The sequence below is a fragment of the Pseudoalteromonas sp. MMG005 genome, from assembly GCF_018101015.1.
GTDB classification, from domain to species: Bacteria; Pseudomonadota; Gammaproteobacteria; order Enterobacterales; family Alteromonadaceae; genus Pseudoalteromonas; species Pseudoalteromonas aurantia.
Window position 1 is genome coordinate 93,378 of sequence record NZ_JAGJEK010000021.1, and the last position, 23,053, is coordinate 116,430.

Genomic DNA, 23,053 nt, shown 5'->3' on the forward strand with positions numbered 1-23,053 from the left:
TCAAGGGCTAAAGCTACGAACGGGGTGTATTATCGCGCTTTTGCGGCGAGTTTGCTTTTTTACATTCTTTGCTGGGCGCTTTTTAAACGGTTTAGGCTTTGGTGCTCCCGGTTTACAACGTTCATTGAGTTTTCGCCACATTTTATTAAGTTGTTGCGTTAACTCGGCATTACTTTGTTCATCAACACCGCTTTTAACCATTAATACAATATCAATGTTATCAAGTTTATGCTGATTTAAACGAAAACTTTCGCGAGCAAGCCGTTTGATGCGGTTGCGTTGGCAAGCCAGTTTACAGCGTTTTTTAGCAACAGTAAGGCCTAAACGAGGACGTCCAATATCATTAGGTTTTGCTAGAAGAGTAAAATAAGGTGTCGCTGCGCGAGCAGGTTCTTGAAATATTCGAGAGTAATGCGAGGGAGTTAACAGACGTAACTCCCTGCCAAAGCTAAAGCTTTCCACTTATATTAAGCAGAAAGTACTTTACGGCCTTTAGCACGACGACGTGCTAGTACTTTACGGCCATTTACAGTTGCCATGCGAGCACGGAAACCGTGAGCACGTTTGCGTTTTAAAACGCTAGGTTGAAAAGTTCTTTTCATAACAATTCCGTCCGATCGGTTAAGTTAAAACATCCTATGCAGGTCGCGATCCTGGCACAGGTGCCATTGCGAGCGCGAGATAGTAATGCCCATTGCCTCGAAAGTCAATAACTATCTCTGGCGCTGGTGGTTTTTTAACTAATACTATGTAGGTCTCTACGTAGTTGGTTATTAGTAGTCGCTATTATATAAAGCTGCTGCATTATAAAGGTGATCTTTCGATCGCACCAGTAGATCTGGATCGATCTGATCTAATTAGAGTTTTCCACAGGCTTTGGGGGGAATATGGAAAAAACCTTTGGAAAACTAAAAATGATCGTAAAATAGCAGTGAGATCTTGTCTATTTTTTGCTATGATCTAACTCTTGGATCTAAAATAAAATTTCATTTAAAACAGCTGTTTATTGTTTTTTATCAACAGGATCCTCATTTTTTGAAAAGTCAACATTGAAGTTGTGGATAAGATCCATTCATAATACTCGGCTTCCATTATTAATTTAATGATAATAAAAGAAAATTTCTGGGTGAATTTTAACCTTTTTAGGTGCCCGGGAATATTAACTATGTATTGGAGTTCAGCGTGTATCTGTCGGTTTGGCAAAGTTGTTTATATGTGTTGCAAGATGAATTGCCGTCTCAGCAATTTAGTATGTGGGTTAGACCACTACAAGCAGAAAGTACCGATGATACCTTAACGATTTATGCACCTAACCGTTTTGTGCTTGATTGGGTGAGAGAGAAGTACTTAAATCGTATTAATGAATTACTTATTGAGATCTGCGGTGATGAAGCGCCAAAGTTACACTTTGACGTAGGTAGTAAACCTATTTTAGGTCAACAACCTAGTGCTGATACCCAACAAGTACCGATGGTAAGTGCACAGCCTGCAACAAGTACGCAAAGCGTTGCTGCGCCAGCCGTTGAAAAGATTGAACCAGCACCAAAATCAGCATATCGCCCTAATATTAAAGAAAATTATACGTTTGATAATTTTGTTGAGGGTAAATCTAACCAATTGGCAAAAGCTGCCGCTACTCAGGTTTCTGATAATCCTGGCTCGGCATTTAATCCTGTTTTTATTTATGGCGGGACAGGCCTAGGTAAAACACACTTATTGCATGCTGTCGGCAATGGTATTTTGGCTAAAAAGCCAGACGCAAAAATTGTGTATATGCATTCAGAGCGCTTTGTACAAGATATGGTTAAAGCACTACAAAATAATGCAATCGAAGAGTTTAAGCGATATTACCGAAGTGTTGACGCCTTGATGATTGATGATATTCAGTTTTTCGCCAATAAAGAGCGCTCTCAAGAAGAATTTTTTCATACCTTTAATGCGTTGCTTGAAGGTAATCAACAAATCATTTTGACGTCAGACCGTTATCCTAAAGAAATTGTGGGAGTAGAAGACAGGCTTAAGTCTCGTTTTGGGTGGGGCTTGACGATAGCAATAGAGCCCCCTGAGCTGGAAACACGAGTTGCGATTTTAATGAAAAAGGCGCAGCAGAGTAATATTAACTTACCACATGAAGTTGCATTCTTTATTGCTAAAAAACTTCGCTCTAATGTACGTGAATTAGAAGGTGCGTTAAATCGTGTGATAGCCAATGCAAATTTTACAGGCAGGCCTATCTCTATTGACTTCGTAAAAGAGGCATTGCGTGACTTATTAGCACTACAAGATAAGTTAGTAACCATTGATAATATACAACGTACTGTTGCTGAATATTATCGTATACGTGTATCTGATTTATTATCAAAGCGCCGTAGCCGCTCTGTAGCGCGTCCTCGCCAAGTTGCGATGGCGTTATCTAAAGAGTTGACCAATCATAGTTTACCAGAAATAGGCGATGCTTTTGGTGGACGAGATCATACAACGGTATTACATGCCTGTCGTAAAGTAAAAGCACTTCGTGATGAATCACATGAAGTAAAAGAAGATTATCAGAATTTGATTAGAACATTGTCGTCTTAAGGGCTCGTTTTTATTATGCAAATAACCATTTCTAGAGAGCAGTTTTTAAAACCGCTAACCCAAGTTTCCGGTGCAATTGAGCGTAAGCATACGTTACCTATTTTATCGAATGTACTACTTGAGATTAAAGATGGTACGTTGGCTATGACAGGGACTGATTTGGAAATTGAGCTGGTCGCAGCAGTGCAGTTGGATGAGCCAATTAGCGATGCAAAAATCACTTTACCCGCAAAAAAGTTGCTGGATATTTGTAAGAGTTTGCCTGATGGCTCTGATATTAAGTTGGCAAGTCAAGAGCATCAATTATTACTCACCAGTGGGAAAAGCCGCTTTTCATTAACAACGTTGGCCGCTGAAGATTTTCCTAATCTTGAGCAATGGGATGGCGAAGTTGAATTTCAGCTAACGCGGTTAGAATTACGTAAGTTGCTGGAAAGTACTCATTTCTCTATGGCAAACCAAGATGTTCGTTATTATTTAAATGGCATGTCATTTGAAGTTGATAACAGTGAAATTAAAACGGTCGCGACAGATGGGCATCGTTTAGCAATTGCACACAAGAAACTATCCGAATCTGTTGAAATGCAAAGGCAGTTAATTATACCGCGTAAAGGTGTTCAAGAAATTATGCGATTGTTGCCAGCTGACGATGAGTTATTAAGTATTCAGTTTGGTGCAAACCATGTGCGTATTGTCGACAGTGAATTTACCTTTACCAGTAAGTTGGTTGATGGGCGCTTCCCTGATTATCGGCGCGTGTTACCTCGAGGCGGAGATAAACTTGTTACTGCCAATAGAGAATGGCTGCGCAGTGCTTTTCAACGTGTGTCTATTTTATCAAATGAAAAGTTTCGTGGCGTTCGCCTCAATTTATCAAGTGGTCTTTTAAAAATTAGTGCCAATAACCCTGAACAAGAACAAGCAGAAGAAGTTGTCGAAGTGGGTTATCAAGGTGATGATTTGGAAATAGGTTTTAATGTTTCTTATGTATTAGATGTTTTAAATACAATAAAAACGGAAGACGTACAATTTACTTTAGCTGATTCCAATAGCAGTGCGTTAATTGAGGGCGCTGGAGATGATGAAGCAATGTATGTCGTGATGCCAATGCGTTTATAAAATGAGCCTTACCCATTTGAGCCTCGGTGACTTTCGAAACATCGAGGCGATTTCTTTAGAGCCCAGTCCAGATATTAATGTGATTATTGGTGCGAATGGCAGTGGTAAAACGAGTTTATTAGAAGCCATTTACTTTCTCTCCCATGGAAAGTCTTTTCGTACTAATAGGCATAAATTATTGATCCGACACGAACAGACTCGCTGTTCAGTTCACGCCAAAAAACAACACCTTAGCTTGTCTATACCAGTTGGTATTGGTAAAGATTCTTCGGGAGAAACCTCTTTACGGATCCAAGGGCAGTCAAGTCGAAAAGTGTCTGAGCTTGCCCAGCTAATACCTGTTCAAGTGATTACACCAGAAAGTTATGATTTGTTTTTTGGTGGCCCTAAAGAACGTCGTAAATTTATGGACTTAGGGGTGTTCCACGTGGAACATGGTTTTTTTCAAGAGTGGAAAGATTTCAACAAAGTACTTAAACAACGCAATGCACTCTTGAAGTTAAGACCCAATAACTACGCTGAACAAATCCAATATTGGGACAAAGAGTTTGTACGATTGGCAGAGAAAATAAATAACCACCGAGAAGCGTATATAAGTAGGTTTAAAACGCTTTTTTTTGATAAAATAGTTAGTCAAATACCCGTATTCTCAGGGCTTGAATTGCGCTATGATGAAGGGTGGAAAGAAAGCTTAGCTGTCACATTGAAACAACAGTTTCACCGCGATACAAAGCTAGGTTATACAACCAAAGGGCCACACAAAGCTGATTTCAGTTTTTATATTCAAGGCCATAGTGTAGAAAGTATTTTATCTCGGGGTCAATTAAAACTACTTCTATATGCGCTTAAAGTTGTACAGAATAGCTTAATTGAATCTGAAACCGATAAGCAGTCGATATTGCTTATCGACGACTTACCTTCAGAATTAGGTGAAGAAACTATGCAGTACGTGTCGACATTATTGTCGCAGTGTCAGTCTCAACTGTTTATTACTGCAATCACCGCTGAAAGTATTTCTGCTGTTGTGGAACCGATGAAACGTGAACTAAAAATGTTCCACGTGAAACAAGGCAGCTTAATAACAAAATAATTGGAAGAAACCATGTCTGAAAATTACGATTCATCCAGTATTAAAGTACTGAAAGGATTGGATGCAGTAAGAAAGCGTCCAGGAATGTATATAGGGGATACAGATGATGGCACCGGTCTGCATCATATGGTATTTGAAGTTGTTGATAACTCAATTGATGAAGCTTTAGCTGGTCATTGTGACGATATCTTTGTAACAATTCATCTTGATGGCTCTGTATCCGTGCGCGACAATGGTCGTGGTATTCCAACTTCTATTCATGAAGAAGAAGGTGTATCTGCCGCAGAAGTTATTATGACTGTACTACATGCTGGTGGTAAGTTTGATGATAACTCATATAAAGTATCAGGTGGCTTACATGGTGTAGGTGTTTCTGTTGTAAATGCACTTTCTGAAAAACTACAATTAACAATCCGCCGAGAAGGCAAGGTGCATCAACAAACATATTCAATGGGTGTACCTGATGCGCCATTGGCTGTTATAGGTGAGTCTGACACTACAGGAACTGAATTACGCTTTTGGCCAAGTTCAGAAACCTTTACTGATATAAACTTCCATTTCGATATTTTAGCTAAGCGATTACGTGAACTCTCATTTTTGAATTCTGGTGTTAGCATTATCTTAAATGATGAACGTGAGGAGAATAAACAAGACCACTTTAAATATGAAGGTGGTATCCAAGCGTTTGTGGCTTATTTGAATCGTAAAAAAACACCTGTTCATCAAAGTGTCTTCCATTTCACGAGTGAACGTGAAGATGGCACAAGTGTTGAAGTATCAATGCAGTGGAATGATGGTTTCCAAGAAAATATTTATTGTTTTACCAACAATATTCCACAGCGAGACGGTGGAACACACTTAGCAGGTTTTCGTTCGGCATTAACGCGTACACTGAATACGTACATGGAAAAAGAAGGATTTCATAAGAAAGCGAAAACCAATAGTAATGCAACCGGCGATGATGCGCGCGAAGGACTAACGGCTGTTGTTAGTGTAAAAGTACCTGATCCAAAGTTCTCTTCACAAACAAAAGACAAACTTGTTTCAAGTGAAGTGAAGACGGCAGTTGAGCAAGCCATGGGTGAGAAATTGGGTGAGTTCTTACTTGAGAACCCTGCAGATGCCAAAATTGTTGTCAGTAAAATCATCGATGCTGCTCGTGCAAGAGAGGCGGCACGCAAAGCAAGAGAGATGACTCGCCGTAAAGGTGTGATGGATTTAGCTGGCTTACCTGGCAAATTGGCAGATTGCCAAGAACGGGATCCTGCACTTTCTGAACTATATATAGTGGAGGGTGACTCAGCAGGTGGATCGGCTAAACAAGGCCGTAATCGTAAGAATCAGGCAATTTTACCGTTGAAAGGTAAAATACTGAATGTTGAAAAAGCACGATTTGACAAAATGTTGTCTTCACAAGAAGTAGCAACACTGATTACTGCGCTGGGCTGTGGCATTGGTCGTGATGAATATAACCCTGAAAAGTTACGTTACCATCGTATTATCATTATGACGGATGCGGATGTGGATGGTTCTCACATTCGTACATTGCTTCTGACGTTCTTCTATCGCCAAATGCCTGAAATCATTGAGCGTGGCTATGTCTATATTGCCCAGCCACCTTTATATAAAGTGAAAAAAGGTAAGCAAGAGCAATATATTAAAGATGACGCAGCCCTAACGGTATACCTTACTGCATTAGCGCTTAATGGTGCTGCGTTGTATCCAACTGAAGGTGCAGCTGCGATAGAGGGGGAACCATTGGCAATCATGGTTGATGATTATCAAAATACCGTGAAAATCATTGAGCGATTAAACCGTAAGTTCCCGTCATCGGTGACTAACCGCCTGATTTATCAATCAGAGCTAACAGAAGCTGACTTAGCAGAGCAAACAAAAGTAACGCAATGGACAGAGTCATTCATAGCGGATTTAGTTGAGCGTGATGAAGATGCCACTATATTTGAAGCTGATGTGAAATTTGATGAAGAGCGCAGTTTATATTACCCCGTTATTAAAATTCGCCAGCATGGTGTAGATAAAGCGTATACACTAGATCATAGCTTTATTACTTCTAAAGACTATGTACGTATTGCCAATACAGGTAAAAATATAGCGAACTTGATCGGTGATGGCGGATATGTTCAGCGTGGCGAGAAAACGCTTGAAGTCGATAACTTTGTCGAAGGCTTAGACTGGCTGATCAATGAATCGAAGCGTGGCTTGTATACACAACGATATAAAGGACTTGGTGAGATGAATCCAAGTCAGTTGTGGGAAACAACCATGGATCCAGGTGGCCGTCGTATGCTACGTGTTACAATTGAAGATGCGATTGCAGCAGATCAGTTGTTTGCTACTTTAATGGGTGATCAGGTAGAGCCTCGCCGAGAGTTCATCGAGACAAATGCACTGCGAGTGGTTAACTTGGACGTATAATTCTAAGTGATAGAAAAATGAAAAAAAGGAGGGTTTTCCCTCCTTTTTTTGTGTCTAACGCTTAAAACCATGCTGCGCTCGCGGTATACTGAGCATAATTTTCACTCATTTGAAACCCTTCACTGATGTAAGTAAAAACAGTGCAATACGGGTTTAGTCATGAACCAAATAATATAATTAAGCCAACTATGCAAAAATACGATGTTAAAACCTTTCAAGGGTTGATCCTGGCATTACAGGATTACTGGGCACAGCAAGGCTGTATCATTGCTCAGCCATTAGATATGGAAGTAGGCGCGGGAACATTTCACCCGCTGACGTTTTTAAAATCAATTGGCCCAGAGCCAATGTCGAGTGCGTACGTACAGCCATGTCGTCGTCCAACTGATGGCCGCTATGGTGAAAATCCAAACCGACTACAGCACTATTACCAATTCCAAGTTGTGCTAAAGCCATCGCCGGAGAACATTCAAGAGCTCTATTTAGGATCATTGGAAGCTGTGGGCATTGATACGTTAACGCATGAAGTACGCTTTGTTGAAGATAACTGGGAATCTCCAACACTTGGTGCATGGGGTTTGGGTTGGGAGATTTGGCTCAATGGTATGGAAGTGACCCAGTTTACCTACTTCCAGCAAGTAGGTGGTATTGAGTGTGCACCGGTGACAGGCGAAATCACATATGGTTTAGAGCGTTTAGCCATGTATATACAAGGTGTAGATAGTATTTATGACCTAGTATGGACTGATGGCCCTATGGGTAAAGTAACTTATGGCGATGTATTCCATCAAAACGAAGTCGAGCAGTCGAAATATAATTTTGAGCATGCAGATGTCGATGCTCTATTTGCACAATTTGACCACTGTGAGAAAGAGAGTCAAAAATTGATTGAAGCAAGTTTACCATTACCTGCATATGAACAAGTTATGAAGGCATCACACGCATTTAATCTATTAGATGCGCGTCATGCGATCTCTGTGACTGAGCGCCAACGTTATATTTTACGTGTTCGCGCTTTATCTAAAGCCTGTGCACAAGCATATTATGATGCTCGAGAAGCGCTTGGCTTCCCGCTTTGTAAGGATTAAGCAATGTCGACTGAAAATCTATTAGTAGAAATTGGTACTGAAGAGTTACCACCAAAAGCATTGCGCAAGCTTGCACAAGCATTTGCTGATAATATGTCGGCAGAACTGACATCATTAGAATTAGGCTTTCATCAGGTCAATTGGTACGCGTCACCACGCCGCTTGGGTGTGCAAGTGTCAGCATTAGAAACCCAGCAGCAAGACAAAGTCGTGGAGAAACGTGGCCCTGCTACTAAGGCTGCTTTTGATGCTGAAGGCAATCCGACCAAGGCAGCACAAGGTTGGGCACGAGGGTGTGGTATTGACGTCAGTGAGGCTGAAACACTAGAAACGGATAAAGGTGCATGGTTATTACATCGTGCGACCGTATCTGGCAAACAGTCAGTTGCACTACTTGCGGATGTTATTGCTAAAGCACTTGCTAAGTTACCTATTCCAAAACCCATGCGCTGGGGGGCCAATAAGACTCAGTTCATTCGTCCGGTACATACTGTGGCTGCCTTACTCGGTAGTACACAGGTCAGCGGCGAAGTACTGGGTAAATCAATTAGTAATGAATTACAAGGTCACCGTTTTCACCATCCAGCACGTGTATCAATTAAGCATGCCGATGATGCATTTGAGGTATTGAAGGGGGCGTATGTGATAGCTGACTATGACAAGCGCAAAAACCTGATCCGTGAGCAGATAGAAGCAGCCGCTAAAGAGATTCATGCGCAAGTGGCGATGGATGAAGATTTACTTGATGAAGTGACTTCATTGGTTGAGTGGCCGGTAACATTAACAGCCTCATTTGAAGAAGCTTTCTTGGATGTTCCATCAGAAGCCCTGATCTATACAATGAAAGACGACCAAAAATACTTCCCGTTATTAGATCAAGAAGGTAACCTAATAAATAAGTTCCTGTTTGTTTCTAATATTGAAAGTAAAGATCCCAATGTCGTTATTGCCGGCAATGAAAAAGTGGTTCGCCCTCGTTTAGCCGATGCGCAATTCTTCTTTGAGACGGATAAAAAGAAAACACTTGAAAGCAGGTTAACCTCGTTAGAGTCTGTATTATTTCAAAAGCAACTAGGTACGCTTAAAGATAAGTCTGAGCGTATTGCGGCTTTAGCAGGTTATATTGCTGAGCAAGTTGGCGCTGATAAAACGTTGGCAGAGCGTGCAGGTCTTTTGAGTAAAACTGACTTAATGACTGAAATGGTCATGGAATTTACGGATGTGCAAGGCGTGATGGGAATGCATTATGCACGCATTGACGGCGAAGCGGAAGATGTGGCATTAGCACAGAATGAGCAATATATGCCGCGTTTTGCGGGGGATGCATTACCGTCAAACCCAATTAGCTATGCGGTAGCACTTGCTGATAAGTTCGATACGCTTGTGGGTATTTTTGGGATAGGTCAAGCACCTAAAGGAGACAAAGACCCATTTGCACTTCGTCGTGCAGCCATTGGTGCATTGCGCATCATGGTTGAAAAAGAGCTGTCGTTAGATATTAATGACATCGTAGCGAAAGCAAAAACCCTCTTTGCTGATAAGTTAAGTAATGACCAAGTGGCAGAAGATGTCCTCGAATTTATGCTAGGTCGTTTTCGTGCATGGTACCAAGACGAAGGTATAAGTGTGGATGTTATTCAAGCGGTACTGGTTCGCAAACCAACATCGCCGATTGATTTTGATCGTCGTGTTAAAGCCGTTAGTCATTTTAGAGCTCTCTCTGAAGCGGATGCTTTGGCTGCCGCGAACAAGCGAGTGAATAATATCTTGGCTAAAAACAACGTCACCAGTGATGCACAAGTTAATGATGCACTATTAACTGAATCCGCTGAGCAAGTATTAGCACAACAAGTGAGTGCTCTGACCGTTGAGTTGGCTCCTGTGTATGCGGCAGGTGACTATCAACATGCATTAAGTCGTCTTGCAAGCTTGCGCGACGCCGTCGATGACTTCTTTGATAACGTAATGGTGATGGCGGATGATGATGCGGTTAAAAATAACCGTTTAGCATTACTCAGCCAGCTTAGTCGCTTATTTTTAAACACTGCAGATATTTCTGTATTACAAAAATAAGTAATTTGTTACGTTAAAAGCCAGCAATAAGCTGGCTTTTTTATTACCATATGCACTGTTATACGGTATAGCGTGTACTTACTTATTATTTAAATCGAAGACACTGGAGTTGTAATATGAAAAAGCTCAGTACAGTTTTATTAATGCTGTTATTGTCAGCTTGCGCAAATCAGGTACAAATTACAGACTCTCAGCAAACAAATACGACAGTAGCTCAAGAATTAAATAGACCGATGTACTTACGAGGTGATTTTACCTTGTGGGATGCGGAATCACATTACATGCTGCAAGAGTCGAAGAAAGGTGTATATTCAGTCAAAGCGAAGTTTATGACGCCTGGTAAAGTATATGAATTTAAACTTGCGGATGATGCATGGTCGAAAGGGTTTAATTGCGGGTATAAAGTACAGGGGACATTGCGGTTAAATCAACCTCAATTAGCAGACTGCGATACAGTTTATAATTACTTTAACTTTATGCCGAAAAAAAAGGGTTGGTATAAGATCACGCTAGACTATTCTGATAATCGATCACCTAAAGTGATGATTAAAAAAGAGTAAAATGTACTATATATTTTACTCTTTCTATTCACTAATGGTATTTATTAATGGTATTTACACTTTATTTCGCATGATTCTCTCATGCCTTGGGTGCCGTTAAATACGCGGTTTTCACCTGCGCCAGCTACCAAATGTGTTTGGTTATTACTAACTTGTTTGTTGTTTAAGTTTTTAAGTTTTTGAGTTTTTAAAGTCAATTTCATTTTTAACTGTCCTTATGTTATTTATGAAAGGTTCCCTATATTTGGGAAATTAAATTTAGCATAATCTTTCTTTGAGAGTCAAGGATTAGGCTAGCAGCCTTTTTTTAACAGGTATTTATAGGGTGCTTCGGCAGTTTCTTGGGCAATTAAGGTATGATCCATAAACTCACAAAAGCTGGGGATATCACGGGTTGTTGATGGATCATCAGCGACAATTAAGAGTGTTTCACCGGTATTCATTTTTCTGACCATACCGCGGATCATCATCACAGGCTCAGGGCAGCGCAGGCCAATGGCATCTAACGTATGGTCTGGGTTTGAGAATGGCATGAGTTAACTCGCTTAGCGGCTGCTGAATGATTTTGTGCGCTATTTTAACCAGTGTTTTTAGACAAATAAACCACCCCTTAGAAAAAGCTGAAAATAAATGGGTTTACCATTATATCAGCACGAAAAAAGGCAAAGCGATGTGCTCACTTTGCCTTTGTCACCAAGTTGAAAGGGTTTGTCGGTATTGTCTACTCGACGCGCTCAAATACGGTCGCAATGCCCTGGCCTAAACCAATACACATTGTGGCTAAACCATACTTTGCGTTTTTGTCTTCCATAATATGAATTAGGGATGTACTAATGCGTGAGCCAGAACAGCCAAGCGGGTGACCTAAGGCAATGGCGCCGCCATTAAGGTTTACTTTTTCGTCCGCGACGTCTAATAAACCTAAGTCTTTTAATACCGGTAATGATTGTGCAGCAAATGCTTCGTTTAATTCGGCTACGTCAATATCATCAATGCTTATTCCGGCCTGCTTTAGCGCCTTTTTACTTGCTGGAACTGGACCATAACCCATGATGGATGGATCACATCCAGCCACCGCCATTGACTTTATCCGTGCGCGAATAGGCAAACCTAGTGCTTTGGCTTTTTCTTCGCTCATTACCAACATGGCGGAAGCACCATCTGACAAGGCAGATGAAGTACCGGCTGTCACAGTACCTGAGGCTGGATTGAAAACAGGACGTAATTGACTCAAACCTTCTACGGTTGTTTCAGGGCGAATGACTTCGTCATGCTCGACAAGGACTGGCACGCCATCGTCATCGTGACCTTGCATTGGTAATATTTCACGGCTAAAGCGGCCTTCAACCGTCGCTGCATGCGCGCGTTGGTGTGAGCGATATGCAAAGTTATCTTGCTGTTCACGGCTGATACCATGCAGTGTTGCTAGGTATTCTGCGGTGAGACCCATTACGCCAGATGCTTGGGCAATCGACGTTGATAACCCTGAATGAAAGTCAACACCGTGCGTCATAGGAACATGGCCCATATGCTCAACGCCACCAATAAGGTAAGTGTCACCTGCACCGGTCATAATTGCCCTTGCAGCATCGTGCAAAGCTTGCATTGAAGAGCCACATAAACGGTTTACGGTGACCGCAGGTACTGAATGAGGAATACCAGCCAGTAACGCTGCGTTACGGGCAATATTAAAGCCTTGCTCTAATGTTTGCTGGACACAGCCCCAATAAATATCATCAATAGATGCAGGGTCTACAGCAGGGTTACGTTCAAGTAAGCCCTTCATTAAATGTGCACTTAAATCTTCAGCACGACGATGTTTAAATACGCCATTTTTAGACCGACCCATAGGGGTACGCAGACAATCGACGATTACAGCTTGTTGCATTGCAGACATATTATTGACCCTCCACTGAATAGAACACTTTACCTTGTTTTGCCCACTCACGGGTTTGTTCAGATACTTGGTAAATGGCACCTAGGTGCGCATACTTATCTGCCATTGTAACAAAGTTAGCCAGTCCCACTTGATCCAAGTAACGGAATGCACCGCCTCTAAATGGTGGGAAACCAATACCGTAAATCAGTGCCATATCTGCTTCTTGTGCAGAGGCAACAATTTCTTCTTGTAAGCATAGTAAGACTTCGTTCAGCATCGGCACCATACAGCGTTCAATGATGGTTTGTTTGTCGAACTCTTTGGGTGATTCACAGATACTTGCTAGTAATTCAAGGCTTGCAGCATCTTTAGATTTTTTCAGACGACCTTTTCTGTCTGGTGCGTACTGATAAAAGCCGGCTTTATTTTTCTGACCATAACGTTCTGCATTCGCCAATACGGCAACGGGATCTTTTTCTTGGCGTGCCATGCGCTGTGGGAACCCATCCGCCATAACACCAGTACAGTGATTAGCAGTATCAATACCTACCACATCGAGCAAGTAAGCGGGGCCCATCGGCCAACCAAATACGTTTTCCATCACTTTATCTATTTTACTAAAGTCGGCGCCTTCAACCACAAGTTGACTGAAGCCTGCAAAGTAAGGGAATAAAACCCGGTTTACAAAGAAGCCGGGGCAGTCATTAACAACAATAGGTGATTTACCAAGCTTTAAGGCATAATCAACCACCGCGTTAATGGTTGCATCAGAGGTTTTGCTACCGCGAATAATTTCAACCAATGGCATCTTTGGCACTGGATTGAAAAAGTGCATACCACAGAAATCTTCTGGACGTTTTAGCGCAGTTGCTAATTCGTCAATACAAATGGTGGATGTGTTTGACGTTAAGATAGTGCCTTCTGGCAGCTGTTCTTCAAGACCGGCTAGCACCGTCTGTTTTACTTTCGGGTGTTCTACGACCGCTTCAACCACAATATCAGAATTGGCTAAATCACGATCGTCAAGCGTTGGTTTTATTTTACCAAGTATTGCGACCATTTTATCCATGGCCATATGACCACGTTTTACTTTTTTACCAAGAATGGTGGCCGCTTCATTCATGCCTAAATCAAGCGCCGCTTGGTTGATGTCTTTCATAACAATCGGTGTGCCTTTATACGCAGACTGATAAGCAATGCCTCCGCCCATAATGCCCGCACCGAGTACCGCAGCTTGTTTGATCTCAAGTTGTGATGCTTTAGCTTGCTTTTTAGCAACGCCTTTGATGTATTGGTCTGCTAAAAAAATACCGGTTTGTGCGGCAGCTTCCGCTGTTTTCGCAAGCTTGGCAAAATTGGCATTTTCAATGGCCATTGCTTCATCGCGAGTGCTATTTGCGGCTGCTTTAATGGTTCTTACTGCCATAACTGGCGCTGGGTAATGACCTTTGGTTTTACCCATTACCATGCCTTCAGCCATCGCAAAGCTCATGCCTTGCTCTACTTTATTTAGCTTCAATGGTGAAAGTTTTACTTGGCGCTTAGATTGCCAGTCGAGCTTACCTGCTACAGCTTGTTCTAGTACGCGAATAGCCGCATCGAATAGTTTTTCTGGTGCAACCACGCCGTCTACCGCACCAACCTTTAAGGCATCATTGGCACGGTGTTCTTTACCTGTCGTTATCCAGGTCATGGCGTTGTCAGCACCAATAATTCTTGGTAAACGTACTGTGCCGCCAAATCCAGGCATGATCCCAAGTTTGACTTCAGGTAAGCCAATTTTTGCTGATGTACTGGCTAAACGAAAGTCAGTAGCAAGTAACCACTCACACCCACCACCAAGCGCTAAACCATTGATGGCAGATGCAGTAGGAAACGGTAAATCTTCGATGGCATCAAATACATCGGTTGCGTCTTTTATCCAGCCAATGAGCTCTTCTTCGGGGCGCTGGAAGGTTGGTAAAAACTCAAAAATGTCAGCTCCAATGATGAAGTGATCTTTATCACTGGTAAATACCATTGCGTCTATATCGTCACGTTGACGTAAATCGGCAAATGCGTTTGCGCACTCTGATAGGGTTTGTTGAGATAGTTTATTGACCGAACCTGGCATACAAAACCTAAATTCAGCGATTTTGCCTTTGCAGAAATCAACAACAAAGGACTCACTCTTATATAACATGCTTGTTCTCCCGTGTAGTAACACTGGTACGATGAGTTGCTATTTCACCCAGTTTGGCCGCTTTAAATAAAAATTGCAATGAAAAATTTATGCTGTATTTCTCATCTCCTTAAAAAGCGTAAATTTTGATGCTAAGGTGGAGATGTTGATTTTATTCACCTCCAGTATAGATGTGCGCAGTCACTATACTGTGGAATTTTTAGATAATTACTGTATTACAAAAGCATGTGTGGTACGCCCGCATATTATTTTTACTTAATCAATTTAGGTCATTATGAAATCATGGATCTTGAATGTTGCTGCTACCAGTCTTGGGCTATTTAGCTGGTTTTCTTGTGCAGATGACACTCATAAAGCATTTAAAGCTGCTGAGCGAATTGCTTGGTCTGGACAGCACAAGGCGTTTAAACGGTCCTTACAAACGCTAAATCATCCGTTAAAACCGTATGTGGAACTGGCTTTTTATAAACGTAATAGCAAGCTAAAGTATCAAGCGGAAATTGCGCATTTTCTGAGTGTGTATGATGGTACTCCCCTAGAGTGGCCGGTGCGTTCTAGTTGGTTAAAGTACCTGAAAAGGCGAAGTAAAAAAGCGCTATTCGTTGAGTATTACCAGCCTACTAAAGATGCTGAGTTGCACTGTAGCTATCTAAAATATCAGCTAGATTTAGGCGCGCCAAAAAAAGCCATTTTAAATCAGGTCGAACCACTTTGGGTCGTGGGCAAATCCCAGCCTCGTGCGTGTAATAGCTTATTCAAGCAATGGCAAAATGCAGGATATAGAACCGACGACATGGTATGGCAGCGAATTACCAAAGCTGCGCAAGGGGGGCAAACATCATTGCTACGTTATCTAAAAACCTTGTTACCAAAGGAGCAGGCGTACCTAGCTGATTTATATGCGACCGTTAGGCGGGATCCAAGTGCTGCTGCGGGGTTATACCGATTTAAAAAGCGCTCCATAAAAGAGGCTGAAATTGCAATTTATGGCGTACGCAGATTAATTTGGCGGGATCAGAAGTTAGCGCTCAAAGCTTGGGATAAGTTGCAAAAAATGTTTCCTTTCACGCAATCACAAAAAGACAGCGTCGCATATCGTTTTGCTCTTGCATTGGCATCGAAAGGCCACCCACAAGCGCGATTTTGGTTGAATAAAGTTCCGTCTGAAAACCAAGATAGTAAATTAAAGCAATGGATGATGGGTAATATGCTCAAAGAGCAGGATTGGGCAGGGATCACGGCTTTGTTTACACCCATGAAAAACTTAAGTAACGGTCAAACGTATTGGTTAGCATATAGTCATGCTCATCGCGGCAACGAATCCAAAGCAAAGCAATTGTGGCAAAGTCTTGCTGTTAAAAGAGATTACTACGGTTTTTTAGCAGCAGAACGGCTTGGTTTACCTATATCTCTTAACGCTAAGCCCTTAGATGTTTCTCCTGAATTATTGATTAAAGTGTCAGAAGCGCCCGGTTTTAAACGTGCAAAAGCACTCTATGAAATGAAACGTTATACTGAAGCGAGGAGAGAGTGGAACTATTTGACGAATACATCGAGTACACCAGAGAAATTAGCAGCCTCTACATTGGCCGCTGATCTTGATTGGTATGATAGTACTATTTATACATTGGCAGAAATCAAAGCATGGGACTATGTCGATTTACGTTTCCCACTTGCGTATCAAGATTTATTTAATCGTTACAGTGAAAAGAGCCATATTGATGTGGCTTGGAGTATCGCGGTTGCGCGTCGTGAAAGCTCTTTTGCCCCTGATGCGCGCTCTCATGCTAATGCCTATGGGTTAATGCAATTGCTACCTAGCACTGCGCGTTATGTAAGTAAACAACGCGTTTCTAAGACAAAGCTATTTCAGCCAGTTACCAATATCCGTTTAGGGACTGACTACTTAGAGTATTTAAAAAAGAAGAATGGTGGAAATGAAATACTGGCTACTGCATCTTATAATGCGGGATATCACCGTATTAAAAAATGGTTGCCAGATGAAGCGATGCCTGCAGAGTTGTGGATTGAATTGATCCCATACAAAGAAACGCGTGATTATGTTAAAAATGTCTTTGCTTACCGCCAAGTTTACCACACTAAAATGGGTCGCGATGGTAATGTATTGGCACCAATCTTGGATATGAAAATTGGTGGCTGAGTCGAATCAAGTATTACCACAGAGTCAATCTAGCGACTTCGCTGGATTGGCTTTTAGCGCTTATGATAGACTGGATTTATTGGTAGATTAAACTTAATGGGTACACCATGGAACAATTAGCACAATATTATGCTGAGCATATTGCAACGTTACAGCAGCGCACAAAAACAATCGTAGAACGTGAAGGATTGGAAGGGCTTGTGATCCATTCAGGTCAAGCTAAACGTCAATTCTTAGATGATATGTATTATCCGTTCAAGGTAAACCCACAATTTAAGGCGTGGCTACCGGTAATAGATAACCCCCACTGTTGGTTAGTCGTGAACGGCACAGATAAACCAAAGTTGATATTTTATCGTCCGGTTGATTTTTGGCATAAAGTACCAGATGAGCCGAGCGATTTTTGGGCTGATTATTTCGATATCGAATTATTATTAAAACCTGATCAAGTTGAAAAGTTTTTACCTTATGATAAAGCCGGTTATGGATATATCGGTGAATACTTAGAGGTTGCACAAGCGCTCGGGTTTACACAAATGAACCCAGAGCCAGTGATGAATTATCTACATTTTCATCGTGCTTATAAAACACAGTATGAGTTAGTGTGTTTACGTGAAGCAAACCGTATCGCTGTACTTGGTCACACTGCAGCAAGAAACGCTTTTTATGCAGGGGCATCCGAGTTTGGTATTCAGCAAGCTTATTTGAATGCAACATCACATATGGAAAATGATACACCGTATGGCAATATAGTGGCACTAAATGAAAATTGTGCAATTTTACATTATACCCACTTTGATCGTCAGGCACCTGCGCAACATCGATCATTCTTAATTGATGCAGGCGCAAACTTTCATGGCTATGCATCTGATATCACACGTACCTATGACTATGCTAAACAAGGACAGTTTGCCGATTTAGTGTCAGTCATGAATGAGCATCAAATCGCATTAGGTAAGGCATTACAACCAGGCAAACTCTATGGTGAACTGCATATTGATTGCCACAATCGTGTTGCCCAAGTTTTAGCTGACTTTAATATTGTAAAGCTACCAGCAGAAGACATTGTTACTAAAGGTATTACGTCAACGTTTTTCCCTCATGGTTTAGGTCATCATCTAGGTCTGCAAGTACACGACATGGGTGGGTTTATGGCTGACGAGCGTGGTACCCATCAAGACCCACCTGAAGGTCATCCGTTCTTGCGTTGTACGCGTAAAATTGAAGCCAATCAAGTATTCACCATTGAACCTGGATTATATTTCATTGATTCATTATTGAGAGATTTAGCAGATACAGACAATAAGCAGTACATCAATTGGGACAAAGTGGCAGAGTTAAAACCTTTTGGCGGTATTCGAATTGAAGATAACATCATTGTGCATGATGACCAACTAGAGAATATGACACGAGATTTGAACTTAGATTAAGGTTATGCAAGTTTAAATTAGAATGAGGGAGCATAAAGCTCCCTTTTGTTGTTAAGGTACACAATTATTGTATGTCAGAATATTACATCCCGAGTGATACATTAAAGTTCCAAGAAGAAATTAAAAAAAGTACGTTTATAGTGCATATTGCACATACGCCAACGCTTGACGATGCTAAAGCATTTATCAAAAAAATAAATGAGGACTACCCTGATGCGCGACATAATTGTTGGGCGCATGTTGCGGGACAGCCAGGAGGTAGTCATGTTTATGGGTTTTCTGATGATGGTGAGCCGAATGGGACCGCAGGTAAACCGATGCTGAATGTACTAACTGGCTCCGGGCTTGGAGAAATCACGGCAGTGACGACACGCTATTTTGGAGGCATTAAACTTGGTACCGGTGGACTAGTACGTGCGTATGGTGGGTCGCTAAATAATGCCCTTGTTGAACTCGAAACTCGCTTAAAAATACCTTCAATTATATTACAAGGCGAATCTGATTATGCCTTGCAAGGTATTATTGAACAGTACTTACAGTCACACTTTACTATTTTAGCGATAGATAAAGAATATAGTGCGTCAGTTTGCTGGAAAATTAGTATTGATCATCGTCAGGCGCGCCAAGCCCAACAAGAAATTTTTGATTTAAGTAACGGTGTAGTTGAGTTAACTATCAAAGAATAAGACAATTGGTGCTAAATTAGTTCTAATAATCAGAAAAAGCGAAAAGCAGCATGCAATTTCGTACCATCATTAAAATTCTCGGCCAGCTGGTGGCATTGTTTAGTATTACTATGGTACCACCAGCTTTGGTGTCATTGATCTATAAAGACGGTGGTGGTGTACCATTCGTTTTAGCTTTCGTATTTAGCATTGTGATAGGTATGTTGGCATATTATCCTAACCGTAAAGAGAAGGGGGATTTAAAGGCACGAGAAGGCTTTTTAATCGTTGTACTATTTTGGTTGGTGTTAGGGTCATTTGCATCAGTCCCGTTGATCTTTTTACAAACACCGAGTTTGTCTTTAGCTGATGCGGTATTTGAAGCGTTTTCAGGGCTTACCACGACAGGCGCAACGGTGCTGACTGGCATCGAACATTTGCCTAAGTCGGTATTGTTTTATCGACAACAATTGCAGTGGCTTGGTGGTATGGGGATCATTGTTTTGGCTGTGGCTGTTTTACCCATGCTCGGCGTGGGTGGTATGCAGTTGTATCGAGCTGAAACTCCGGGGCCGGTAAAAGATTCGAAAATGACACCTCGAATTGCCGATACAGCAAAGCACCTTTGGTATATTTATGTATCGCTTACTGCTGCATGTACGGTTTCATATTGGGCAGCAGGAATGGGGTGGTTTGATGCGATTTGCCATGCTTTTTCCACGATAGCGATTGGCGGGTTTTCTACTTATGATGCGTCGATGGGATATTTCGATAGCCCCTTAATTAATTTTATTTGTGTGGTATTTTTAATCATTGCTGCGATAAATTTCTCATTGCATTATGCGGCTGTATCAAGTCGAAATGTACGGGTATATTTGCGCGATCCTGAATTTAAAGTATTTCTTTTTATTCAGTTGGCATTGGTAGTGTTATGTTTTGCGGTACTGTCGTCAAATCAAGTATATGTTAATGGCGATGAAACATTAGATCAGGCGTTGTTCCAGGCTGTATCCATTAGCACGACAGCTGGATTTGCGACCGATAACTTTTCTGCTTGGCCATTATTTTTACCTATATTACTGATTTTTTCTAGTTTTATTGGTGGATGTGCAGGATCTACTGGCGGAGGGATGAAAGTAGTACGGGTCTTTTTGCTGTACCTTCAAGGCGTGAGAGAGCTCAATCGATTGGTACATCCTCGCGCTATTTATTCAATTAAGCTAGGTCGAAAAGCATTACCAGACAAAGTAGTTGAGGCCGTATGGGGGTTCTTTTCAGCCTATGCATTGGTATTTGTAATTATCATGATTGCACTACTTGGTACAGGAATGGATAACATTACAGCGTTTTCAGCAACGGCTGCATGCTTGAATAATTTAGGACCTGGGTTAGGCGAAGTCGCGGCACATTATGGTGATATAACAGACACTGCAAAGTGGATATTGACGATTGCGATGGTATTTGGTCGATTGGAAATATTTACTTTATTAGTTTTATTTACCCCAACATTTTGGCGTGGGTAATGGTATTAGGTGATACTTGGACTTCAGTATCACTTGTCTTTCTCTTACGTTATTCTAAGCATGAATATGCGGTTCTCAGCTTGCATTTAAGTAAATATCGGTTTTTAATTGAGGCTTATATAATAGGTATATACTTATTTCTTGGACTGAACTGTGTGGTTTAGTCATTATATTAGTAAGGTTGAGTGATGTTAAAAACCAGCGCCGCAGGAAGCGGACACCATATTGCGCAGATCCCAGCTGGTAGTGTGATAGATATTGAAGTGATCATGCCGGCAGGCTCAAAGCGTTTAAAAACGGAATTTGTCGGTCAGTTGGATGCACAATTCTTAGTGCTGAACTTTCCTAGCTCTAAACGCCTCGGTGCAGCAGTTGATTATATTAAAGAAGGGACACAGGTCATTGTTCGCGCATTATTAGAGCATGGAGAAGGCCAGGTCATCGCTTTCAAAACAACAATTAAAGCAATGACTTCTCACCCTGCGCGACTGGTTTTTTTAATGCCTCCTAAACAAGTACAAACGTACTGCTTGCGTGCTCAAACACGTGTGCCGACCTTGATCCCTGCGGTAATAAATTTAGCTGATCATTCTTGTGTTGGGGTGATCAAAGATATTTCATTGTCTGGGTTACAATTTGATATTCACCATGAAGATGGTAATGACTCTGAAAATATGAAAGAGCAAGACTGCAAAGTCTTACTTGAAGGGAAGAATAATCAACAGATCACGTTATCAGGCTCAATTTGTAGCTTGCATCCTCAAGATGACACAATTGCCCTTGGTATTAGACTAACAGGAGAGCAAAACACCATGGAAAGTATTTTAAAAGAGTACTTGATTGATTTAACAATATTGCATGAAGAGCAATAGGCAATAAATTGAGTGCGCTAGACGAATAGCGCACTCACCTGGAATAACTTCTCAACTACGCTAATTTGACGCTTATCAATTAAAAACATGATGACATGGTCACCTGATATAATGACGGTGTCATCGTGAGCAATAAGCACTTCATCATCTCTTACGATGGCACCAATGGTTGTGCCCATAGGAAGCTTAATCTCCCTGATTGAGCGACCTACAACTTTCGAGGTTGTTTCATCCCCATGTGCTACGGCTTCAATTGCTTCTGCAGCACCTTTACGTAAAGAATATACATTTACAATGTCGCCACGACGCACATGGGTTAGTAGTGCCGAAATAGTGGCTTGCTGCGGTGAGATCGCGATGTCTATTTCGCCGCCTTGTACTAAATCTACGTAGGCACCACGTTGAATTAACACCATGGTTTTTTGTGCCCCCATACGCTTAGCTAACATCGCAGCCATGATATTGGCTTCATCGTCATTAGTAACGGCTATAAACGCATCAACTTGTTCGATATGTTCTTCTGACAATAGCTCTTGATCAGACGCATCTCCACAAAACACCACTGTATTATCTAACATTTCAGATAGCTGCGCAGCTCGGTTATGGTTTCTTTCAATCAGTTTTACACTGTGATTTTTTTCAAGTGAACGTGCTAATCCTGCTCCAATATTGCCGCCGCCCGCAATCATAATTTTTCGATATGATTGTTCTAATTTTTGTAATTCGTTCATTACGGCACGAATATGCTTGGTTGCGGCAATGAAGAATATCTCATCGTCTGCCTCGATAACCGTTGTGCCCAAAGGTTTAATTGCTTTGCCTTGACGGTAAATTGCGGCAACACGGGTATCAACATTTGGAATATGCTCTTTTAAAGCGGATAGGGCGTAACCTACCAATAATCCGCCGTAATATGCTTTCACCGCAACCAATGACAACATCCCGTCAGCAAACTGCAAGACCTGCAGTGCACCGGGATAGTCGATTAAGCGGCGAATATATTTAGTCACGAGCTGTTCTGGCGCAATATAGTGATCAACAGGTAAGTCGTCATTATGAAAGAGCTTTTCTCGGTATTTCAAATATTGTTCAGAGCGGATCCGAGCAATTTTCGTTGGCGTATTAAAAATACTATAAGCAACCTGACAAGCAACCATATTGACTTCGTCTGAGCTGGTTACCGCGATGATCATATCGGCATCTTCGGCTCCTGCTTGACGTAAGACATCAGGGTGGGCACTGTGCCCAGTGACCCCCTGCAAATCATATTTGTCTTGTAACTCACGTAGCCTATCGCCGTCAATATCCACAACGGTTATTTCGTTTTGTTCACCTACGAGGTTTTCTGCCAGTGTACCGCCAACTTGCCCTGCACCTAAGATAATGATCTTCATAGTT

The 23,053-nt window shown here is 41.6% G+C and carries 19 protein-coding genes; 12 read left to right on the forward strand and 7 right to left on the reverse strand.

Annotated features, from left to right (window positions below; all coding sequences use genetic code 11):
- Both rnpA and rpmH read right to left on the reverse strand, forming a co-directional pair.
- On the reverse strand, window positions 1-462 hold the full coding sequence (gene rnpA, locus J8M01_RS16905; protein WP_211058736.1) for a ribonuclease P protein component: 462 nt from the start codon (window positions 460-462) through the stop codon (window positions 1-3).
- A 5-nt stretch (window positions 463-467) separates the two neighbouring features.
- Window positions 468-602 (reverse strand): 50S ribosomal protein L34, encoded by a 135-nt coding sequence (gene rpmH / locus J8M01_RS16910; protein WP_004335215.1) that lies wholly within the window; start codon window positions 600-602, stop codon window positions 468-470.
- 580 nt (window positions 603-1,182) lie between these two features.
- Here rpmH and dnaA point away from each other — a divergent pair.
- The 7 genes from dnaA (at window position 1,183) to J8M01_RS16945 (ending at window position 10,943) form a co-directional block, all read left to right on the forward strand.
- A complete protein-coding gene (gene dnaA / locus J8M01_RS16915) occupies window positions 1,183-2,577 on the forward strand; it encodes a chromosomal replication initiator protein DnaA (protein WP_192509180.1) in 1,395 nt (464 codons plus the stop codon).
- A gap of 15 nt (window positions 2,578-2,592) precedes the next feature.
- On the forward strand, window positions 2,593-3,696 hold the full coding sequence (dnaN, locus tag J8M01_RS16920) for a DNA polymerase III subunit beta (RefSeq protein ID WP_192509181.1): 1,104 nt from the start codon (window positions 2,593-2,595) through the stop codon (window positions 3,694-3,696).
- A gap of 1 nt (window position 3,697) precedes the next feature.
- A complete protein-coding gene (recF, locus tag J8M01_RS16925; RefSeq protein ID WP_211058737.1) occupies window positions 3,698-4,786 on the forward strand; it encodes a DNA replication/repair protein RecF in 1,089 nt (362 codons plus the stop codon).
- Between the two features lie 12 nt (window positions 4,787-4,798).
- Window positions 4,799-7,222: a DNA topoisomerase (ATP-hydrolyzing) subunit B gene (gyrB, locus tag J8M01_RS16930; RefSeq protein ID WP_211058738.1), complete on the forward strand. Its 2,424-nt coding sequence runs from the start codon at window positions 4,799-4,801 to the stop codon at window positions 7,220-7,222.
- Window positions 7,223-7,410: 188 nt separating this feature from the next.
- Window positions 7,411-8,310, forward strand: a complete 900-nt coding sequence (gene glyQ, locus J8M01_RS16935; protein WP_010366281.1) for a glycine--tRNA ligase subunit alpha — start codon at window positions 7,411-7,413, stop codon at window positions 8,308-8,310.
- 3 nt (window positions 8,311-8,313) lie between these two features.
- Window positions 8,314-10,383, forward strand: coding sequence for a glycine--tRNA ligase subunit beta (gene glyS, locus J8M01_RS16940; RefSeq protein ID WP_211058739.1), 2,070 nt, complete (start codon window positions 8,314-8,316; stop codon window positions 10,381-10,383).
- A gap of 116 nt (window positions 10,384-10,499) precedes the next feature.
- On the forward strand, window positions 10,500-10,943 hold the full coding sequence (locus J8M01_RS16945) for a hypothetical protein (RefSeq protein WP_211058740.1): 444 nt from the start codon (window positions 10,500-10,502) through the stop codon (window positions 10,941-10,943).
- Between the two features lie 44 nt (window positions 10,944-10,987).
- Here J8M01_RS16945 and J8M01_RS16950 read toward each other — a convergent pair whose 3' ends face one another.
- The 4 genes from J8M01_RS16950 to fadB all read right to left on the reverse strand — a co-directional run bounded on the left by J8M01_RS16950 (window position 10,988) and on the right by fadB (window position 15,004).
- Window positions 10,988-11,146, reverse strand: a complete 159-nt coding sequence (locus J8M01_RS16950) for a hypothetical protein (protein ID WP_211058741.1) — start codon at window positions 11,144-11,146, stop codon at window positions 10,988-10,990.
- 90 nt (window positions 11,147-11,236) lie between these two features.
- Window positions 11,237-11,476, reverse strand: coding sequence for a sulfurtransferase TusA (tusA, locus tag J8M01_RS16955; protein WP_211050536.1), 240 nt, complete (start codon window positions 11,474-11,476; stop codon window positions 11,237-11,239).
- A gap of 188 nt (window positions 11,477-11,664) precedes the next feature.
- Window positions 11,665-12,831 (reverse strand): acetyl-CoA C-acyltransferase FadA, encoded by a 1,167-nt coding sequence (gene fadA / locus J8M01_RS16960; protein ID WP_211058751.1) that lies wholly within the window; start codon window positions 12,829-12,831, stop codon window positions 11,665-11,667.
- 10 nt (window positions 12,832-12,841) lie between these two features.
- The gene (gene fadB, locus J8M01_RS16965; RefSeq protein WP_211058742.1) at window positions 12,842-15,004 is read right to left on the reverse strand and encodes a fatty acid oxidation complex subunit alpha FadB; all 2,163 of its coding nucleotides are present in this window, start codon (window positions 15,002-15,004) and stop codon (window positions 12,842-12,844) included.
- Window positions 15,005-15,278: 274 nt separating this feature from the next.
- Between fadB and J8M01_RS16970 the strand changes: the two genes are divergently transcribed.
- From J8M01_RS16970 to J8M01_RS16990, 5 genes are all read left to right on the forward strand, one after another.
- Complete coding sequence (locus tag J8M01_RS16970; RefSeq protein WP_211058743.1) at window positions 15,279-17,165, forward strand: transglycosylase SLT domain-containing protein; 1,887 nt, start codon at window positions 15,279-15,281, stop codon at window positions 17,163-17,165.
- 107 nt (window positions 17,166-17,272) lie between these two features.
- Complete coding sequence (pepQ, locus tag J8M01_RS16975; RefSeq protein ID WP_210997976.1) at window positions 17,273-18,595, forward strand: Xaa-Pro dipeptidase; 1,323 nt, start codon at window positions 17,273-17,275, stop codon at window positions 18,593-18,595.
- 71 nt (window positions 18,596-18,666) lie between these two features.
- Complete coding sequence (locus J8M01_RS16980; RefSeq protein WP_211058744.1) at window positions 18,667-19,281, forward strand: YigZ family protein; 615 nt, start codon at window positions 18,667-18,669, stop codon at window positions 19,279-19,281.
- A gap of 50 nt (window positions 19,282-19,331) precedes the next feature.
- The gene (locus tag J8M01_RS16985; protein WP_210997978.1) at window positions 19,332-20,783 is read left to right on the forward strand and encodes a TrkH family potassium uptake protein; all 1,452 of its coding nucleotides are present in this window, start codon (window positions 19,332-19,334) and stop codon (window positions 20,781-20,783) included.
- Window positions 20,784-20,971: 188 nt separating this feature from the next.
- Complete coding sequence (locus tag J8M01_RS16990) at window positions 20,972-21,655, forward strand: flagellar brake protein (RefSeq protein WP_211058745.1); 684 nt, start codon at window positions 20,972-20,974, stop codon at window positions 21,653-21,655.
- Window positions 21,656-21,672: 17 nt separating this feature from the next.
- Here the strand turns inward: J8M01_RS16990 and trkA are convergent, their stop codons facing one another.
- Window positions 21,673-23,049, reverse strand: coding sequence for a Trk system potassium transporter TrkA (trkA, locus tag J8M01_RS16995; protein WP_211050543.1), 1,377 nt, complete (start codon window positions 23,047-23,049; stop codon window positions 21,673-21,675).
- Between the last annotated feature and the right edge of the window lie 4 nt (window positions 23,050-23,053).

Excerpts from the sequence above, each read along its gene's own strand:
- rpmH (WP_004335215.1), bottom strand. The coding sequence starts at position 602 with ATGAAAAGAACTTTTCAACCTAGCGTTTTAAAACGCAAACGTGCTCAC.
- dnaN (WP_192509181.1), top strand. The coding sequence starts at position 2,593 with ATGCAAATAACCATTTCTAGAGAGCAGTTTTTAAAACCGCTAACCCAA.
- recF (WP_211058737.1), top strand. The coding sequence starts at position 3,698 with ATGAGCCTTACCCATTTGAGCCTCGGTGACTTTCGAAACATCGAGGCG.
- gyrB (WP_211058738.1), top strand. The coding sequence starts at position 4,799 with ATGTCTGAAAATTACGATTCATCCAGTATTAAAGTACTGAAAGGATTG.
- glyQ (WP_010366281.1), top strand. The coding sequence starts at position 7,411 with ATGCAAAAATACGATGTTAAAACCTTTCAAGGGTTGATCCTGGCATTA.
- glyS (WP_211058739.1), top strand. The coding sequence starts at position 8,314 with ATGTCGACTGAAAATCTATTAGTAGAAATTGGTACTGAAGAGTTACCA.
- J8M01_RS16945 (WP_211058740.1), top strand. The coding sequence starts at position 10,500 with ATGAAAAAGCTCAGTACAGTTTTATTAATGCTGTTATTGTCAGCTTGC.
- J8M01_RS16950 (WP_211058741.1), bottom strand. The coding sequence starts at position 11,146 with ATGAAATTGACTTTAAAAACTCAAAAACTTAAAAACTTAAACAACAAA.
- tusA (WP_211050536.1), bottom strand. The coding sequence starts at position 11,476 with ATGCCATTCTCAAACCCAGACCATACGTTAGATGCCATTGGCCTGCGC.
- fadA (WP_211058751.1), bottom strand. The coding sequence starts at position 12,831 with ATGCAACAAGCTGTAATCGTCGATTGTCTGCGTACCCCTATGGGTCGG.
- fadB (WP_211058742.1), bottom strand. The coding sequence starts at position 15,004 with ATGTTATATAAGAGTGAGTCCTTTGTTGTTGATTTCTGCAAAGGCAAA.
- J8M01_RS16970 (WP_211058743.1), top strand. The coding sequence starts at position 15,279 with ATGAAATCATGGATCTTGAATGTTGCTGCTACCAGTCTTGGGCTATTT.
- pepQ (WP_210997976.1), top strand. The coding sequence starts at position 17,273 with ATGGAACAATTAGCACAATATTATGCTGAGCATATTGCAACGTTACAG.
- J8M01_RS16980 (WP_211058744.1), top strand. The coding sequence starts at position 18,667 with ATGTCAGAATATTACATCCCGAGTGATACATTAAAGTTCCAAGAAGAA.
- J8M01_RS16985 (WP_210997978.1), top strand. The coding sequence starts at position 19,332 with ATGCAATTTCGTACCATCATTAAAATTCTCGGCCAGCTGGTGGCATTG.
- J8M01_RS16990 (WP_211058745.1), top strand. The coding sequence starts at position 20,972 with ATGTTAAAAACCAGCGCCGCAGGAAGCGGACACCATATTGCGCAGATC.
- trkA (WP_211050543.1), bottom strand. The coding sequence starts at position 23,049 with ATGAAGATCATTATCTTAGGTGCAGGGCAAGTTGGCGGTACACTGGCA.